The sequence below is a fragment of the Paenibacillus arenilitoris genome (genome assembly GCF_014705655.1).
Classification (GTDB): Bacteria; Bacillota; Bacilli; order Paenibacillales; family Paenibacillaceae; genus Pristimantibacillus; species Pristimantibacillus arenilitoris.
On record NZ_JACXIY010000016.1, the window covers coordinates 48552 to 65944 of the forward strand.

At 57.3% G+C, this 17393-nt stretch carries 19 protein-coding genes; 2 read left to right on the forward strand and 17 right to left on the reverse strand.

Annotated features, from left to right (window positions below; all coding sequences use genetic code 11):
- Nucleotides 1–54 precede the first annotated feature (54 nt).
- From IDH41_RS14355 to IDH41_RS14400, 10 genes are all read right to left on the reverse strand, one after another.
- Nucleotides 55–1389: a DUF4129 domain-containing protein gene (locus tag IDH41_RS14355; RefSeq protein WP_190862152.1), complete on the reverse strand. Its 1335-nt coding sequence runs from the start codon at nucleotides 1387–1389 to the stop codon at nucleotides 55–57.
- Entirely contained in the window at nucleotides 1386–2522 is a 1137-nt protein-coding gene (locus IDH41_RS14360; RefSeq protein ID WP_190862153.1) for a DUF58 domain-containing protein, read from the reverse strand. The genes IDH41_RS14355 and IDH41_RS14360 overlap by 4 nt, the downstream gene beginning before the upstream one ends.
- Nucleotides 2523–2532: 10 nt before the next feature.
- On the reverse strand, nucleotides 2533–3492 hold the full coding sequence (locus IDH41_RS14365) for an AAA family ATPase (RefSeq protein WP_190862155.1): 960 nt from the start codon (nucleotides 3490–3492) through the stop codon (nucleotides 2533–2535).
- Nucleotides 3493–3510: 18 nt separating this feature from the next.
- Nucleotides 3511–4434 (reverse strand): polysaccharide deacetylase family protein, encoded by a 924-nt coding sequence (locus IDH41_RS14370; RefSeq protein WP_190862157.1) that lies wholly within the window; start codon nucleotides 4432–4434, stop codon nucleotides 3511–3513.
- Complete coding sequence (locus IDH41_RS14375) at nucleotides 4431–5423, reverse strand: phosphotransferase (protein ID WP_190862159.1); 993 nt, start codon at nucleotides 5421–5423, stop codon at nucleotides 4431–4433. The genes IDH41_RS14370 and IDH41_RS14375 overlap by 4 nt, the downstream gene beginning before the upstream one ends.
- Before the next feature lie 6 nt (nucleotides 5424–5429).
- A complete protein-coding gene (locus IDH41_RS14380; RefSeq protein WP_190862161.1) occupies nucleotides 5430–6098 on the reverse strand; it encodes an MOSC domain-containing protein in 669 nt (222 codons plus the stop codon).
- A gap of 505 nt (nucleotides 6099–6603) precedes the next feature.
- A complete protein-coding gene (locus IDH41_RS14385) occupies nucleotides 6604–7206 on the reverse strand; it encodes a response regulator (RefSeq protein ID WP_190862163.1) in 603 nt (200 codons plus the stop codon).
- 61 nt (nucleotides 7207–7267) lie between these two features.
- Nucleotides 7268–7879: a DUF3298 and DUF4163 domain-containing protein gene (locus IDH41_RS14390; RefSeq protein ID WP_190862165.1), complete on the reverse strand. Its 612-nt coding sequence runs from the start codon at nucleotides 7877–7879 to the stop codon at nucleotides 7268–7270.
- An 18-nt stretch (nucleotides 7880–7897) separates the two neighbouring features.
- Nucleotides 7898–8410: a GNAT family N-acetyltransferase gene (locus tag IDH41_RS14395; RefSeq protein ID WP_190862167.1), complete on the reverse strand. Its 513-nt coding sequence runs from the start codon at nucleotides 8408–8410 to the stop codon at nucleotides 7898–7900.
- Nucleotides 8407–9132, reverse strand: a complete 726-nt coding sequence (locus IDH41_RS14400; protein WP_190862169.1) for a phosphonate ABC transporter ATP-binding protein — start codon at nucleotides 9130–9132, stop codon at nucleotides 8407–8409. Before IDH41_RS14400 ends, IDH41_RS14395 begins: the two co-directional genes overlap by 4 nt.
- Nucleotides 9133–9291: 159 nt before the next feature.
- On the opposite strand from IDH41_RS14400, the gene IDH41_RS14405 reads away from it, so the two are divergent.
- Nucleotides 9292–9516 (forward strand): hypothetical protein, encoded by a 225-nt coding sequence (locus tag IDH41_RS14405; RefSeq protein WP_190862171.1) that lies wholly within the window; start codon nucleotides 9292–9294, stop codon nucleotides 9514–9516.
- 51 nt (nucleotides 9517–9567) lie between these two features.
- Here IDH41_RS14405 and IDH41_RS14410 read toward each other — a convergent pair whose 3' ends face one another.
- Nucleotides 9568–9705 carry a hypothetical protein gene (locus tag IDH41_RS14410; protein WP_190862172.1) on the reverse strand — a complete coding sequence of 46 codons (138 nt, stop codon included), beginning with the start codon at nucleotides 9703–9705 and terminating at the stop codon, nucleotides 9568–9570.
- Nucleotides 9706–9848: 143 nt separating this feature from the next.
- On the opposite strand from IDH41_RS14410, the gene IDH41_RS14415 reads away from it, so the two are divergent.
- Nucleotides 9849–10583 (forward strand): HAD family hydrolase, encoded by a 735-nt coding sequence (locus tag IDH41_RS14415; RefSeq protein WP_190862174.1) that lies wholly within the window; start codon nucleotides 9849–9851, stop codon nucleotides 10581–10583.
- Between the two features lie 78 nt (nucleotides 10584–10661).
- Here IDH41_RS14415 and IDH41_RS14420 read toward each other — a convergent pair whose 3' ends face one another.
- The 6 genes from IDH41_RS14420 to IDH41_RS14445 form a co-directional block, all read right to left on the reverse strand.
- Nucleotides 10662–12896, reverse strand: coding sequence for a type IA DNA topoisomerase (locus IDH41_RS14420; protein WP_190862176.1), 2235 nt, complete (start codon nucleotides 12894–12896; stop codon nucleotides 10662–10664).
- 201 nt (nucleotides 12897–13097) lie between these two features.
- Nucleotides 13098–13418 (reverse strand): hypothetical protein, encoded by a 321-nt coding sequence (locus tag IDH41_RS14425; protein ID WP_190862178.1) that lies wholly within the window; start codon nucleotides 13416–13418, stop codon nucleotides 13098–13100.
- A gap of 109 nt (nucleotides 13419–13527) precedes the next feature.
- Complete coding sequence (locus IDH41_RS14430) at nucleotides 13528–15015, reverse strand: glutamate synthase subunit beta (protein WP_190862180.1); 1488 nt, start codon at nucleotides 15013–15015, stop codon at nucleotides 13528–13530.
- A 249-nt stretch (nucleotides 15016–15264) separates the two neighbouring features.
- Nucleotides 15265–15753, reverse strand: a complete 489-nt coding sequence (locus tag IDH41_RS14435; protein WP_190862182.1) for a dihydrofolate reductase — start codon at nucleotides 15751–15753, stop codon at nucleotides 15265–15267.
- A gap of 36 nt (nucleotides 15754–15789) precedes the next feature.
- Nucleotides 15790–16749, reverse strand: a complete 960-nt coding sequence (locus IDH41_RS14440) for a thymidylate synthase (protein ID WP_190862184.1) — start codon at nucleotides 16747–16749, stop codon at nucleotides 15790–15792.
- Between the two features lie 61 nt (nucleotides 16750–16810).
- Nucleotides 16811–17296: an acyl-CoA thioesterase gene (locus tag IDH41_RS14445; RefSeq protein ID WP_190862370.1), complete on the reverse strand. Its 486-nt coding sequence runs from the start codon at nucleotides 17294–17296 to the stop codon at nucleotides 16811–16813.
- Nucleotides 17297–17393: the final 97 nt, after the last annotated feature.

Sequence of the window (17393 nt, forward strand, 5' to 3'; positions counted from 1 at the left end):
GTTGCGAACAGAACGGCGGCCGAATTCGGCCGCCGCGTTCGCCTATACTCGCAATCAATTTTCATCCTTGTACAGCTGCCGCTTGAAGTCGGATACCCGATCGTCCCCCACGCTTTTCTCGCCGTATCGAACCTGCTCGTACGCCTCGATAAAACGGTTCAATTCGCTTGGTCGCCGCTCCCGCGCCTCCATCCGATTCGCCGTCTCCCGCGGCGTCAGGGAAGGCTCGTGCCTGCGGCCCTTCGTCGCGTCCGAACGGACGAGATGCGCGTACAAAAACCGAATCCGTTCCGCGTTCGACTTCATATCGTCCCAGCTTTCGCCGCGTTTCCGCTTCGGGATGAGCTTCTGAAGCCGGTCGCCGAGCTGCTCGCGCCAGTTCGTTAACGACATTAAGTTTTCGATCTCGTCCGTGTAGCCGGCGTCGCCCTTGCGCAGCGCGTTATCACGCTCCATTAGCTTGGCAGCGAGCCGCTTTATCCATTGATACAGCTTACGGAACAGGAAGAACAATCCAACGGCGACCAGGATGACGACGACGACGATGCCGGCTATTTTCAAAATCTGCTCGAGCACGACCATCCATTCCGGAGGCGGCTTCGGCGCCTCGCCTCCCGTCAAGTCCGGCGGAGCCTGATTGACGGGCGGCTGCTCGATCGTCTCCTGCCCGCCCGGCTTGTTCAGCCAGGCCATCAGCTTCTGCACCATCGATCGGAAGAAGTCTTCGATCGCCTGCTGGATTTGACGGAAAAGCGCGAGAATCGTAATAGCCGCTACGACAATGATCATGAGCAGCCGGTTTTGCCGCTTGAAAGCGGCCGTCGCCGGCGACTTCGCGGTATCGACCGTCTCGTTGTTCAAATGCCGCTCGTTCGCGATGAAGAAAAACAGGATGACGGCGGCGATGCCGCAGAACAGCAGCACGCCGTTATAGTCGGCAAGCCGCTTGAACGCGAACAGCTTGAGCGGCTGAGCTGCGACGTAAGCGACGATGCCGACCAGCATATGCGCATTCGAGAACGAAGCGACCCAGCCCCGCAGTTTCAGCGACATGCCCCGCGCAGCCGCGATCGCTCCCAATATGCCGCATATAGGCGTTGCGATGACCGGGAGCTCGCCCGCTGCGACCGAGATGAATAACGCGGCGTGAACGGCGCCGATGGCGACCGCGAGCAGAAAGCGCGCGATTCGGCGCATGCCGGGCTTTGCTTCGACGATCGCGGCCGCCAGCCAATACGCGAGCGGCAAAGCCGCGATCCATGTCCATACGGCCCCGGCCGGAAGAAAATAGATCGTCGCCGCAAGCAGCACGGGCAAGTAGAAAAAGATTTCAACGACGCCTGTCGCTGGCGACGACAGCGACAACGGAACCTTCGCGTCTTTCTTCATGCGCTCACCCCATCCCTGCCATTGCCGGCAACGGCGTCATCCGCATTCGTTCCCGTCAGCTTGTCCGTTAGCATCCATACGGCAACCGCGTTGCCGTTGTAGCGAAGACGTTCCGCCTGAAGCTCGAGCGCGTCGTTCCAGTAGGAGGTAATGATCAGGACATCCCGTTCGCTGTAACCGCTTAACGCCTCCCGCTCGAGCAGATGATGGAACAGCTCGGTCCGCTCGATTTGAAGCTTGGCCATCCATTCGAACAGCTCCATAAGGTGCTCGTGGCCGCCGCGCGGCTCGATGCATACGCTCTCCCTGGAGCCGCGGATCGGCATGTTGGCCGCGAACCCGGCGTCCATCCCTTGTCCGATCACCGCTTCCGCCGCACCGGCCGCCCATTCGATGCCGCGTTCGATGAGTTCCTCGTCGCTGACCGTGCGCCACATCCCTTCCGCATCGTCCACGTTCAAGTAAATCATCAAGCGGCGATCCGCCGTATAATCCGGTTTGTGGACCTGCAGGTGTCCCGTCTTGGCCGTCGATTTCCAGTTGATCTGCCTGAACGTGTCGCCGGGCTGATAATCCCGTACGCCCGCAATGACGAACGGATCGGAGACGATCCAGCGCCGGACGGACTGGTCGCCCTGCCAGCTATGATAAGGCAGCTCGTGAACGGGCACCTGCGCCGGCTTCGGATAGACGAACAGCTGCCCGCTAAGCGGAATTTGCGCGGAATCGTTCGTTATGCCAAGCAGGTCGCCGCCGGTAAGGGTCACGGTTTGCAGCTGGTACCAGCCCCGCCTCGCCGCCGTAATGCGGTGCTTTCGCGTAATTTTGGTATATGGCGCCAAGCTGAAGAAGCTTTTGTGGTTCTGATAGAGCTGACCGCTGCTTACCGCGAAATTTTCCAGCTTCTGAAAGTGCAGATGCGTCGACAGCTGCGACTCCACCCGCAGCCATGGCACGGGCAGCCATTTCGCGTTCGAAATCTGCTCGATCAATTCGATCTGTTCGCCGCGAAAGCACGCCTTCGTTTGAAAATGCCGCCGATACGCAATGCGCCGAAGCACGAACCGTCTAAAGATCCGGCTCTGTACGAACAGGATCGCCAGGGCGGCAACGATGAACCAGAACAAAATCATCGCGCGCCGCCTATCGAACCGTTAGGCCGGCTTCCGTCGGCACCGGGATTTGCCGGATAATATCGTCGACGACCGCTTCCGCGTTGCCGGCCGTCCGCTGCATGCCGCGGATCGCAAGACGGTGCGCGAGCGCCGGCTTCGCCATCGCCTTCACGTCGTCCGGCGTAACGAAATCGCGTCCGCGCAAAATCGCGTGCACCTGCGCGGCGCGAAGCAGCGCCTGGCTTCCCCTCGGGCTGACGCCGACGGACACTTCGTCGCGGTTTCTTGTCGCTTCGACGATCTGCAGCATGTAGAGCAGGACGTCGTCCGTCACTTTGACGTCCTTGTAAGCAAGCTGGGCGTTTACGATCGCGCCGATGTCCGCGACCGGCTCGAGCGCGGCCAGCGGGTCGTCGCTTTTGAACCTCTTCAGCAGCTTCAGCCCCTCTTCGGTCGAAGGGTAGCCCATCTTGATTTTGAACAGAAACCGGTCCAGCTGCGCCTCGGGCAGCGGGAACGTGCCTTGGTGCTCGACCGGGTTCTGCGTCGCGATGACCATTAACGGGCGTTCCAGCCGCTTCGTCTCCCCGTCGATGCTGATTTGGCGCTCCTCCATGCATTCGAGCAGGCTCGATTGCGTCCTCGGCGTAGCCCGGTTAATTTCGTCGGCCAGCAAAAGATTCGTGAACAACGGGCCAGCCCGAAATTCGAACTCGCTCGTTTTTTGGTTATAGAAATGAATGCCGCTTAGATCCGACGGGAGCAGATCCGGCGTGAATTGAATCCGCTTGAAGGATAGGTCGAGCGATCTCGACAGCGACTTGGCCAGCAGCGTCTTGCCCGTGCCGGGAACGTCCTCGAGCAGCACGTGACCCGATGTGATGAGTCCGATCAACAATAATTCGACGACTTCTTCCTTCCCGACGATGACGCGGCCGATATTGGTCTTAACCTGCTCCGCCAACCGGGTTACGGCTTCAAATGTCATAACGAACAGCTCCTTTGCTTATTTCGAATATCCGGCGCGGCCGCGCTGCAGCTTCTGCAGCTCGCTCCACCGGATGAGGCGGATGCCCTCTTGCTTCACCGTTTGTTTGATTTCGTCGTCCCGGAACAGGTCGAACTCCATTCCCCGCTTGAGCGGCTGCCCGTGAAACGCGCGGAGCTCCTCCGTAACGAGCGAAGGATGGATGATCAGCTCCGTTACGCCGGGACGCAGGCCCGCAAGCAGCTGCTTCATGCTGCCTTTAAAGGAATCGTAGGTCTCGCCGTCCTGCAGTCCGAATGGAAGGCCGACCAAATAGTCGAGGATGACGACGCCCATCGAATCCGCCAGCTGCGCAAGCTGCTTCGCCTTCTCGCTCAGCTCGGGCGGCGCCACCTGGCCGTCCTCGTCAGGCAAATAGCGCGGCAGTCGGAACGGGAGCCCGTAGGAAGCGCATACATCCAGAACGACGGGAAGAAAATTGCGGCCCGTCGCAAGCCCGTAGAGACTGCCCATATGATTGTCGGCATGGGACGGGTTCATGCCGGCCGCGAGCGCCATTTCGATCTGCGCGACCAGCTCCTCCCTTACCTGCGCCGGATCGGCCTGCTGCTCGAAATCGGCGCAACCGTTCGGGAAATAGCCGTCCGGCGCCACGAGCGACGCCGTGCTGCCGTGTCGATGGACAGGTCCCCAGCGATAATTGTCCCATTCGCTCGTAAACGTAAAATGAACCCCGACGTCGACCTGCGGGTTCTGCGCGCTCCATAGCGCCGCTTCCCTCGCCCAGCCGCATGGCATCATGATTGTCGCCGAGCTCACCGCGCCTTCGAGCAGAAGCTGCTGAATGCCCGCATTTACCGAGTGGCATAAGCCGTAATCATCCGCGTTTACGATAAGCAACCGATCCTTCTCCCCGTAACCGAGCGCCTCTGCCAAGCTCATAACCACTCATCCTCCCAGTATTCATTGATCCAGCCGCAGCCGAATGCGGTCTGTTCGATAATGCCGCTCAGGACGTCTTCGCGATCCAAGCCGTCACGAAGGCGGACGGCGAAGTGAAGCGCGACGTCGAGCAGCCTTAGCTTCATGAGGGCGGGAAGCAGCCGACGCTCCTCCTCGGACAACCGGAACGATTCGCGGTATCCGCCAAGCAGCAGCCCGATCTTCTCCCCGCAGCCCGGATCGTCCGGCTTCAGAAGGTCGGCGACGATCACGGCCAGCTCCATCGCCCTCGCGTCCTTCGTGCTGAATTCGAAATCGAGCACGCCGACGATCTCGTCGCCTTGCGCAACCGTATTGTTAAAAACCAAATCCCCGTGTATCCATTGCTTCGGCAATCGCGCGGCCGCTTCGCGGGCCTCGCGCAATCCTTCCCTCTCCTTCTGCAGCATTGCGAAGCGGACGCGAATCGGCGCAAGCGCCTCGAAGCTCTCTGGAAGCGCGAGGAATGCGCGTTCGTCCATCGCGGCGTAAGTGTCCTCCAGCTCGTAATAAGGACTGTATAAGGGCGCTCCGGCCGGCTCGATCCTGCTCATCGCGGACGTGAGAAGCGCCGCCGTGCGGCCGAGCGCGAATACATGTGCCGGCTTCTCCGGATCCGGGCGTTCCCCCTCGATGTAGCGATACAAGGCCGATACCGTCCCGTCGCCCGCAATGCCGACGGTTTCCCCTTTTTTATCGCGTACCGGAGAGGGAACGCGGAAGGGCGGATCGCGCCGGTCCAGCGCGGCGAGCACTTCATGCTCGAGGCGGACGATCGCCGGGTCGCGATGGTTGTTATAGATTCGCAGAACGAACCGTTCGCTTCCCGCGTTTATGATCCGCGTCGTGTTGTTCATGCCGCTTTCCCGATTCTCGACTTCATAAGGAACCTGGAAATCATACGCCTTCAAAAACGAATCGAAATCGATGCCTTCTTTCAATAACTGCATGCCTCCCTAACTCTGCTCCAGGCGCGCGAGCCGGCTTCCGAGCTGCTCTTGCCAGCTCGCGGCCAGTTCCTTGACCTCCAGCAATTCGCGGAGGCCCTTGACGTCGTTCTTATCGTTGTACATGACGCGGTTCGCTTCGGCGATCGTCCTGCCCGCCGGATGCCTCTCGAGCAGCGTCAGGGTCTCTCCCGCCTTTACTTCCCCTTCGCGAAGCACGCGAAAATAAAAGCCCGTGTAGCCCTCCCGCTGAACATGCTGGGGCAGCTCCGGAAGCCCGTGCCTGAGCCCCAGCTTGAAGCAAGGCTGGCGAGGTTGGCTGACCTGCAGCAGCGCTTCGCCCGCTTCCACGACGTCGCCGATGCACAGGTCCTCCTCCGTCCAGTCCGACAACGTGAAGTTTTCGCCGAATGATCCGTATTCGAACGGGACGCGGTACTGCTCCTTCCAATACGGGTAGCGCCGTTCGAAATAAACGCATACCGCTTTGTCCGGACCGCCGTGATGGACCGTATCCCCCTGGCCGTCTCCCGCAAGCCCCGTAAAGGCAAGCGCGTGCGCGTCCGCCGAGGCATGCTTGAATATGCCCGTCAACACTTCCTTGGAGCCGTGCGCGACCGCCGCCGGCATGCCGACGTTCAACGATACGATGCGCGCCGTTTTCATTATTCCGGACATGGCCTGTCCGCCTCCTTCCCATTCTCTTTATTTGACTATTATAATCTTGGGAGGGAGAAGATGGCAAAGAAAATTAATGACATGAACGATTTTGGCGACGAGCCCGCATTCGACACGTTCCCTCTTCTCTCGGCCCGCTTTTGTCGAATTGGTCTCTTTCGTGTAGCATATTGCGCTTCCCCGGGAAATTTTTTCGGAATAGTTTGACTATTTCCTATATTGGACCGTATTATTTCCCGCCCGATCCTCCTGCATAGTTTCCCTTTGCTCCGAAAATAGAACGGTTGACTGCTTATGTATGCAATTGACGAAACCCCGCGGATGGCGGCCAAGCGTAAACGGCTGACGCTACGCACGAACCGCTAGCTGCATCTTGCGCAGCTCGGTTCTGTGCCGTCTTTGGCGGCATAAACTCGTTTCGCGATGAAAGATAAGCTAATTTATAAGTGCAAAACTTATAAAAAAAGCCCGCACCACTCCGGTGCGAACCCGTCTTGCGGTTCGTTCAAGTCGTAATTTCAAAACGCCGCTCCAGCTGCTTCAGCACGGCCTCTCTAAGCTCTTCGACGTCAAACGGCTTTGAAATGAGGCGGTTGACGCCAAGCCGCACCGCTTCCTCCATCTCGGACGGCTCGACATACGCGCTCATGAGAATGACCGGAACGTCCGGATGCCGTCTTCTGATCTCCCGCAGCACCTCGATGCCGTCCATATCGGGCAGCTTCAGGTCCAGCAGCACGCAATCGATGGCGTGCTCGTTCATCAGGCGCAACGCGGTTCCCCCGCGTTCGGCCGCATAGACGTCGGCGCCAAGCGCGGAGAACAACTCATTGAGCAGCATCCGGATCGCGGGTTGGTCGTCCACGACCAGGATTCCGGCGTGCACGCCGAAGGTCAAGTCGGCGGCGTCGGCATGATCCGCCTTGGCCGGCGCTCCCGAGGAACGGGCCGAAAAAGCATGTACGACGGTTGCGGAATTCGGGTTCGCGGACCGTGCCTTCGGCTCCGTCTCCCGGATGCGCCGCCGTTCCTTGCCGCGCTTCCGGTATACAACGATGGAGACGGCAAGCAGCGCGGCTGCCGCTGCGAAAACAACATATTCGATCATGGCGTCGTCTCCTTATGGGTATGCGGTCGTGACCATTCGGCCGGTACGGCGCCAAGAGCGGCTAATCGTTAACGATCATCGGTCCGAGCGGACCTTCTTCATTAATCATGTCCTGCAGCTCGAATACCGAAATCGGAAAATAAGCAAATCCGAACACGTAGGGCGTCAGCTCATACAGCTGAAAATAAATGACGAGCGATCGGTCCGCCACGTAATAATCCTGATCCGGCCGGATCGTTCGGAACGGCTCCAGCGTATCGATCTTCCTCGCTTTGATTTGCGCACCGACGATGGCGTTGATTCGCGCAACGTATCCCGAGCCCGGCTTGAACAGCTGCCTGAGCGAATAATCCTGACCCGTCGATTGCTTGAACGTCAGCGAATGCTGAAGCGTCAGCCCGTGCGCCCCGCCGGTGTACGCGTAATTAAATAACGACAGGCTCAAGTAATCCTTCTCGTTCGTCTTCTGTTCGAAGTAGCCCAGCATTTCGGCCCTCGGATCGTCCAGGGAGCCTTGGCTGTTCACGAGATGCTGTACGGCTTCATGAATTTTTTGATTGATCCGGCGATCGGAAGCGTCGCTCGGTCCGCGGCTGATATGCGGCAAATACAACTCGGCCTTCGGGAAACCCGTTTTGACGGTTTGAACGACGACAGGCGATTGAAATGGCATGCTGAAGGCACCTTCCCATTAAGTAAGATGCTCCATTGTATGCAGCCTCCTGCTCATTTCATGCCATTCGATGCCGCCGTGCGTCGAGGAGGATACGCCATGCCGTTCGAACCGCTCCGCTTCATAGAACGGAATGAGATGCTTCTCGCACATGAGGATCATGCCGCGAATGCCGCTTGCTTCGCATTGCCGCACCAGCCGTCTCAGCAGCAAGGTTCCGATGCCTCTCCTTCGGTATTCGGGATTCACGGCAACCGTCAGCACGCAAAAGTTGACGCCGCGCGCATCGTCCGCCTGCTCGCCCTTCATTTCGTCGCCGCAGGACGACTGCGAGGTCCGAATGCCGTTCGCGATGCCGACCAGCTCGCCGCCCGACCACGCCGACCAGAAAAAATCCCCGAATCGGAGGAAGCGATGCCGGAAGCCTTCCGGCGTCGCGGCCGCCTCCGGGGCGTAGCAGCGCCTCTCCAGCGCGATCGCGGCGTCCAGCTCGTCCTCCGCGATGGGCCGAAGCTCGAAATCGCCGCTCACAGCATCGCCTTCTCGCGCTCGGTGAGCCGCCGGCCCCTAATGTCGATAACAAGCTTCCCGCCGTTTAGGCCGAGAATCCGGTCGGCGAACCGCTCCGCCCAGTCGCCTTGGTGCATGACCGCGATGACGATAACCCCTTGCTCGCGGCATAGCGCTTTCAAATCGCTCAGCACCTGATCCGCCGTATGAGGATCGAGGCCAGATACCGGTTCATCGGCCGCGATAACTTTCGCGCCGTGCACGAGCGCCCTCGCGATGGCCATCCGCTGCTTCTCCCCGCCGCTCAGCGTGCTTGCCTTCTGATGGGCTTTATCGATCAGTCCGCGTTTTTCGATCATATCCATGGCGCCCATATAATCGTCGTTCCGGACCATGCCCGTCCATCTGCGCCAGGCCGGCGTCTGCGAGACGGAGCCGATAATGACGTTTTTCAGTCCGGTTTTGTTCGGGAACAGGAAAGGCTTTTCTTCCACGTAGGCGACTTCCCGCTTCACCTTCATCTTGCCCTTCAGCCCTTCCTTGAACACGTCCTTGCCGTCGAATTGATAGGTGCCCGAGCTCCAATTCTCCTGCAAAGCCAGGCAGCGAAGCAGCATCGACTTCCCGCTTCCGCTCTCCCCCTTGATGGCGATAAAATCGCCCGGATACGCTTCGAAGCTAATATCGTCGAGCACCTTCGGCCCGCCGGGAATACGTTTGGTCAACCCTTTGATTCTGATCATCTTCCGCGCTCCTTCTGTTAGCAGCAATCGTTTCTATGAATCTAGTTTACGTTAAACAAAAAACAGTTTCCATACGAACAAATGTTTGGTATAATGGGAACAAGAACAAATGTTCCTGTAATCGGACCAATTAAACCTTTTGAAGGAGGCTAGATCACCATGAAAAACACTTGCGAAAATTTCCGTTTTGTAGAGGAAGGACGTTTCGAACGCGATTTGACGTTTAAGTTTTACGCCGACGGACGGCTTGTCATTGTCGACAATATTGCCGAGGAGGTGATCTCCCCGAAGGATTTAAGAGGGAAGAGCAGAGACTTCTACGTTCGCAAGCGGATCGCGTTCATTAAGAACAAGCTGATCGCCTCCCAACTCAAATACGCCTAGCCGCATTTTCGGGGGAAGGGAGCTCTCCTTCCCCTTTCATTGCCTTCCGTATTAAGGAAGCTGCTTATTGATCCGGTTTAAGCTTGGCGGCCGTTTGGCGAATTTCTCGGTTTTCAACGTCGCCGTATGCTCGCGCAAGCTCGTATGCATCCGATGGTCCTCCGCTTTGTCCATTCTGTTCCCTGCCATGATCATCACCTCCCTACTCATTATGCGACAACAATTGGTTAACTATGTAAATTTCGAATTTCCCGCGCTTGTTACGTTGACTCTGACCTTCCATTGCGGTAGATTGATCATACGGTTCAACATCCGCAAAGGAGACATCGATGATGAAGCAGCAGATCCTATTCGACTTGGACGATACATTAATTCACTGCAATAAATATTTCTACCTGGTGATCGATCAATTCATCGATTCCATGACGACCTGGTTTGCCGGGCACTCGCTCGTCACCCCGCAAGCGGTACGGGATAAGCAGATGGAAATCGACATCGCCTGCGTAGCCGTGTCCGGCTTCAAGAGCGAGCACTTTCCGCAATCGTTCGTCGATACGTACGCTTACTTCTCCCACTTAACCGGGCGCAAGCGTGCCCCGTCCGAGGAAAGCTTCCTCTGGAAGCTCGGACTTAGCGTATACGAGCATGACACGGAGCCTTATCCGAACATGGAGCAGACGTTGTTTGCTTTGGCGGACGCCGGTCACGAGCTGCATTTGTACACGGGCGGCGAGCTTCCGATCCAGCGCCGCAAGATCGAGCGCTTGAAATTGGAACGCTATTTCGACACCCGGATCTACATTCGCCGATTGAAAAATAACGACGCGCTGGAAGGCATTTTGTCGGCCGGAAGTTTCGATCGCGGCCGTACCTGGATGATCGGCAATTCCATCCGTACCGACGTTGTGCCGGCGTTAACGGCTGGCATTCACGCGATCCACATGCGCGCCCAAACCGAGTGGCAATACAATGTCGTTCAAATCGACGTCGAGCCGAAGGGCGCCTTCTTCACGCTCGACCATTTGAAGGAAGTGCCCGAGACGATCCGCCGGTATGTGTACCGGTAACGCTCCCGATAACGCGAATAGACCCGAACCGCTCTTGCAGCCAAGAGCGGTTCGGGTCTATTTGTTATTCGCATGCGATCAGGTTTCGATTCCAAGCTCGCCGTTGTCTATATTTCTTAAGACCAGCTTGCCTTCCGTCTCCGTGCCGTCCTCAAGACGAAGCTTCAGCTTCGCGGTTTTCCCCTTTTCCACGAGCGCTTTGACCTGCGTATTCGTCAAGCTTCTCCCGAAGCTATCCTTCCATATGACGAATTTGCAGCCTTCCTTGTAGTGCGAGCAGCCGTAGCCTTTGCGTCCCATGAAGATGGAGCCGCCGCATCCGATCCTCGGACATGCCGCTATGACAGCGGAACTGCTTGCGGACGGTGCTGCCGTTCCATCCGGCTTCGGCTTGGCCGCACGGCTGCGGGAAACGGCCGCTTTCCGGGTTGTCCCTTTGCTAGCCGGCGCCGAGGACGGATCGCTTTCGAACGAGGTTTTGGCCGCGCGGGATTGCACGCGTACTTTATCGACGATCATCGTCGCGAATTTTTTGACGTTCTCCATAAACTGCGCGTTGGAAGCGGTCCCTCTCGATATTTCGTTTAACCGTCTTTCCCATAATCCGGTCATCTCCGGCGAGGTGAGCAGGTCGATGCCCGCTCCCCGGATCAATTCGATCGCCGTTCGGCCCTTTTGGGTGACGACGATTTTTTTCCCTTGCATGTCCACGTAGCCGACGTTTTTGAGCCGTTCGATCGTCGCGGCCCGCGTAGCGGGCGTACCGAGGCCCGAGTCCTTCATCGCTTCGCGAAGTTCCTCGTCCTCGATCTGCTTGCCGGCGCTCTCCATCGCCTTCAGCAGCGTCCCTTCCGTATAATGCTTAGGCGGCTGCGTATCCTTCTCCTTAACGACCGCATCCGAGCACGTGACGCCTTCGCCCGGATTGACGGAGAACGGCTCGCTAACTTCGATTTCTTCTTCGCCGGACTCGTCCGTTTCCTTGCCCTTCGACTTTGCTTTGTCCTTCTTCTGATCGGCGTAGATGACCTTCCAGCCCAGACTGAGCAGCTCCTTGACCGTCGTTTTGAACGTTTCGTTCTCCACTTCCGTCATGACCGAATGCACCTTGTACTCGGCAGCGGGATAGAACTGCGACAGAAATCGTCTGACGATCAGATCGTAAAGCTTCTGTTCGTCAGCGCTTAGCCCGCCCGCCTTGCGGTTGGTAGGCAGGATCGCGTGATGGTCCTCGACCTTCGCCGGATTGCAAATGAACTTGTTGCCTTTATGGACGAGGCCGCGGTTCGCTCCTTGAACCCATTCGTTATAGGCGGTGCCCTGCAGCGCATTTAACGTCTTGTGCATTTCCGGAATATTTTGCTCGGTTACATAGTTTGAATTCGTCCGCGGATACGAGATCACTTTATGCTTCTCGTACAGCGCCTGCGCCGTGTCGAGCGTTTTTTTCGCGGAAAAGCCGTACTTGCCGTTCGCGTCGCGCTGCAGCAAGGTCAAATCGTACAGCTTGAAGGGATACTCCTTCGTCTCCTTCGCTTCGTAGGAAGCGATCCGGCCCGGCTTGCCCTTCACTTTGGCCGCCAGCTCGTCCGCCTTCGCCTTATCGGTCATCCGCTCGCCCTGCCACATCCCGCGATAAGTCGTCCCGTCCTGCTTGAAATGCCCTTCCAGCTCGAAAAACTTCAGCGACGAGAACGCTTCGATCTGCTTCTGCCGGTCATAGATCAGCGCGAGCACGGGGGTCTGGACCCGGCCGACCGAGAGCAGCACGTTATGCTTGGTCGTAAAAGCGCGCGATCCGTTCATGCCGATCAGCCAATCCGCTTCGCTGCGCGCCGTGGCAGCTTTGGTCAAATTGTCGTAATCCGATCCGTCCTTCAGCTCGGCAAAGCCTTTGCGGATCGTCTCCGGCGTCAAATCGGAAATCCAGAGCCGCTTGACCGGCTGACTCAGCTTCAAATGCCGCTGGATGAGCGAGAAAATATATTGGCCCTCTCGCCCGGCGTCGCAGGAATTGACGAGCAGATTGCTCCGCTTGGCCAGCTCGCCAATCACCTTTAGCTGATCGATCGTTTTTCGGTTCGGAACGAGCTTGAACCGATCGGGTATGATAGGAAGATCGTTAATATTCCATTTCTTGTAGCGGTCGTCGTAGGCGTCGGGCTCCGCGAGCCCGATTAGATGCCCGATCGCCCACGTGATAATGTAATGCTCTCCTTCAATGTAGGAGCGGTGATTTTTTGCTTTCGGATCGATTGCGGCTGCTATGTTTCTTCCCATATCCGGTTTTTCCGCAATGACTAATGTCTTCAAAAGATAATCGCCCCTTCATCGCATGCTGTACCTTATTCTCTCGTCGAATCGTTCTCTATATAGTTCTTCATCGAGAAATCGAGCGGACTCCTTCCGCCAACTTCGATCCCGGGCGTACTTGCGGTTGATTCAGGTGTACGCGTAAACGTCCGCCGGCCGAAACAAACGCGTTATCTCACACCGATTTTACCACAACTTTCCTTATTGCGGGGAGCTTAGATTCCGAATCGCCGATTGAATCGCAGACTGATTTATATAGGAAGCGATTTGTTCCTTCTCCCCTGCCGTAAATTGATATTCGCAGTCGCATTCCTCGTCCTGGGGAACCATTTGAACGATCGTGCCGTCCAGCGTGCAAATGACCAGGGCGGTGAAATCGATAAGATCCGTCGGTTCTTCCGATCCGGGCGCCAGCTCGAAGCGAAGCGCAATATCGATCCATTGATCGTCTCTCCGCTCGATGACGGGCCGAAACGACTCGAACCGAAGCTCCGTCACGCGGTCAAGTCCATATTTAATCAATCGCGCTCTCCTCCTCTAAAGTCGATATACTCCAGCCAATTTGTGGGCCTCAGCAAGAAAAGCGCCCGCAGGCGCTTCTCAGCTACGTCGATGTCGCTCGTTCCGGTGCTTATGGCAGCATCGAGGAGCCCATCAAATATTTGTCGACCTCGCGGGCAGCCTCGCGGCCTTCGTTGATGGCCCATACGACCAAGCTTTGACCGCGGCGCATATCGCCGGCGGCGAACACTTTGTCGACATTCGTCGTGTATTTGCCGTAAGCCGCTTTCACGTTCGTGCGTCGGTCCTGCTCAAGGCCAAGCTGCTCGATGATCGTCTTCTCGGGACCTTCGAAGCCTACCGCGATGAAGACGAGATCCGCCGGCCATACTTTCTCCGTGCCCGGAATTTCGCTGTAAACTTTGCGGCCGGTCTCGTCGACCGTACGCTTGATTTGTACCGTATGCAGCTCTTTCAGGTTGCCGTTCTCGTCGCCGACGAATTTTTTGGTCAGGACGGAGAAGGCGCGCGGATCTTCGCCGAACAACGCTTTCGCTTCCTCTTGCGCGTAATCAAGCGTATAAACGTTCGGGAATTGCGGCCACGGATTGTTCACCATATCGCGCTCCAGCGGCGCTTTCGCATGCGTGCCGAACTGGGTGACCGACTTGCAGCCGTGGCGGAGCGCCGTTGCCACGCAGTCCGTACCCGTGTCGCCGCCGCCGATGACGATAACGTCCTTGTCCTTGGCCGAAATGTAGTTGCCGTCTGCGAGGTTCGAATCCAGATAGCTCTTGATCGTACCGTTCAAATAGTCCATCGCCATATGAACGCCGTTCAGATTCCGTCCTTCGATCCCCACGTCGCGTGCGCGCGTCGCCCCGCCGCAAAGGACGACGGCGTCGAAGTTGTCGACGAGCTCGCTTGCGGCAATGTCCTTGCCGATTTCCGTATTCGTTACGAACTCGACGCCTTCCGCCGCCAGCAGATCGACGCGGCGCTGTACGACATGCTTCTCCAGCTTCATCGTCGGAATGCCGTAAGTGAGCAAGCCCCCGATGCGGTCCGCGCGCTCGTATACCGTAACCGTATGGCCCGCTTTGTTCAGCTGCGCCGCCGCGGCGAGGCCGGCGGGTCCGGAACCGACGACGGCGACTCGTTTGCCGGTACGGACTTTCGGCGGCTGCGGCACGACCCAGCCTTCTTCGAAGCCTTTGTCGATGATGGCCTGTTCAATCGTCTTGATCGCAACGGCATCCCCGATCAGCCCGACCGTACAAGAGCCTTCGCACGGAGCCGGACATACGCGGCCGGTAAATTCCGGGAAATTGTTCGTCTTGTGCAGACGCTCGAGCGCTTCTCGCCACAAGCCGCGGTAAACGAGGTTATTCCATTCCGGAATGAGGTTGTTGACCGGACAGCCCGACGCGGAGCCCGCAAGCTCCATGCCCGTGTGGCAGTAAGGCGTGCCGCAGTCCATGCAGCGCGCGCCCTGCGTCCGCAGCTGCTCTTCCGAAAAGTGCTTATGAAATTCGTTCCAATCTTTAATACGCTCCAGCGGATCGCGATCGGCCGGCAGTTCGCGTTGATATTCCATAAAACCAGTAGGTGTAGACATGATCGCATTTCCTCCATCCATATTTCCCGTGTACCGTCATAACGATTCTCTTATCAAACTATATCGGGAATCCATCAATTATTCAATAACAAACTTATGGCGAAGCGGTAAAAACGTTCGGATTATGGTTCTACTATTTTATAACATCCTAGCATTCCTGTCTTGAAACCGTTAATGGATTATCCGCACAATCATTTGCACTATATGACATATCGTTCGTCAATTTATCGAAGAGCCGCCAATTCGACCTTAGGCGCGACGCTTGTACGTCCGGAACGTGAACGCGTACGCGTTCTTCTCGTCGCTTTCCCGTCTGTCGCTATCGACAAGCTCCCATTCCGCCGTGGAGAACGACGGAAAAAAAGCGTCGCCGCCTTCGATATCCGTCTCGACGTCCGTCAGCAGAATCGTGTCCGCATAGGGCAGAAAGAGTGCGTATATTTCCGCGCCGCCCATGACCATGAGTTCATCCGTCTCGCCGAGTCCAAGCGCTTCCTCTACCGAATGAACGGCCTCGCACCCTTCCGGCATGTAATCCGGCTGCCGGGTCAGCACGACGTTCCTTCGGTTCTTCAACGGTCCCCTCAATGATTCGTACGTTTTGCGCCCCATCAGAACCGTCTTCCCGGTCGTCATCTTCGTAAAATACGCCATCTCCGCAGGCAGCCGCCAAGGCATCTTATTGCCGACGCCGATCGTGCGGCTGCGATCCATCGCGGCGATCAATGTAATAGGCATGAGGTATCGCACCTTTCTCTCCCGTTCGGCATTCGGTCAGACGGCTACCGGCGCTTTAATCGCAGGGTGCGGCTCGTAGCCTTCTACGGCCATGTCGGCAACCTCGAAATCGAATATCGATGTTTTGTCCGGGTTCAGCTTTAAGACAGGCAGCGACCGGGGGTCCCGATCCAGCTGCTGCCGAATTTGATCCACATGATTCGAATAAATATGCGCGTCGCCGAGCGTATGAATGAATTCTCCGGGGGCAAGCCCGCATTCATGGGCGATCAAATGCGTCAGCAGCGCATAGCTCGCGATATTGAACGGAATGCCGAGAAAAATATCGGCGCTCCGTTGATAGAGCTGGCACGAAAGCTTCCCGTTCGACACGTAGAATTGGAACATCGTATGACATGGCGGCAAAGCCATGTTCGTCGGCACGTCTTCCGGATTCCAGGCAGATACGATCAGCCTGCGCGAATCCGGATTGCGCTTGATCGCATCGATGACATCCTTCAGTTGATCGATCGTCTCCCCTTGCGACGTCTTCCATTGCCGCCACTGCTTGCCGTACACGTTGCCGAGCTCGCCGTATTCCGCGGCGAAAGCGTCGTCCGTCAGCACCCTCTGCTTGAAGCGCTCCATCTGCTCCTCGTACCGCGAGGCGAAGGCGGCGTCGGCTTGCGCGCGAAGCCCGAAATCCGTCATGTCGGGGCCGGCGTAATCGTCGCTCTCTACCCATTTCTTGAACGCCCATTCGTTCCAAATATGATTGTTGTGCCGAAGAAGGAACCGGATGTTCGAATCGCCGCGAATAAACCAAATCAGCTCGCTCGCGATCAAGCGAAAAGGGACGAGCTTCGTCGTGATCAGCGGAAAGCCTTCGCTTAGATCGAACCTCATCTGGTAGCCGAAGACGGAAATCGTTCCGGTGCCGGTCCGGTCCTCCTTCTTCGCCCCGTTCTCCAGCACATGCCTAAGCAGCTGCAAATAAGCCTGCTCGCTTCTGCTCATAAAGATTTGGCCCTATAACTATACATGCGAAAAAAATCGAAAAATAACATTTATTATATCATTAATCGCTCCTTCTGTCCTGCTTTCGTTTCATTCTAAGCCTGTGGCGCTCGGGGGCGGAAGCATGCAGCTTGATCTCTTCCTCCGTCTCCGGGACGACGGGCGGTACGGCGACGGGCTTGCCTCGTTCATCCAGCGCGACGAACGTGAAGAAAGCCGTCACCGTTTTTTGGCGGTCGCCCGTGAACAAGTTTTCCGATTCGACGGATACGTAGATCTCCATCGAGCTGCGGTTCGTCCACGTGACGAACGCTTCCACCTCGATGACCTCGCCGACCCGGATCGGCGCCAAAAAGTCGAGGCTGTCCGTCGAGGCGGTTACTACTTGTCCCCTGGCATGCCTCATCGCCGCGATCGCGGCGACCTTGTCCATGTATTCCATCAGCTTGCCGCCGAACATCGTATGATGCGGATTCGTATCGAGCGGGAAAATAAGCTGCGTCATTAACGTCCGCGAACGGCTTGCCGGTTTTGGGTTCAACTCCATATGCGTATTCACGCCCTTCCTGCCTCTGGCTTCTATATGCGCAAAGAGGCCCCGTGGCTGGGCAGCCGCGTGACCTCTGGTTTCGCAAAACGACGAC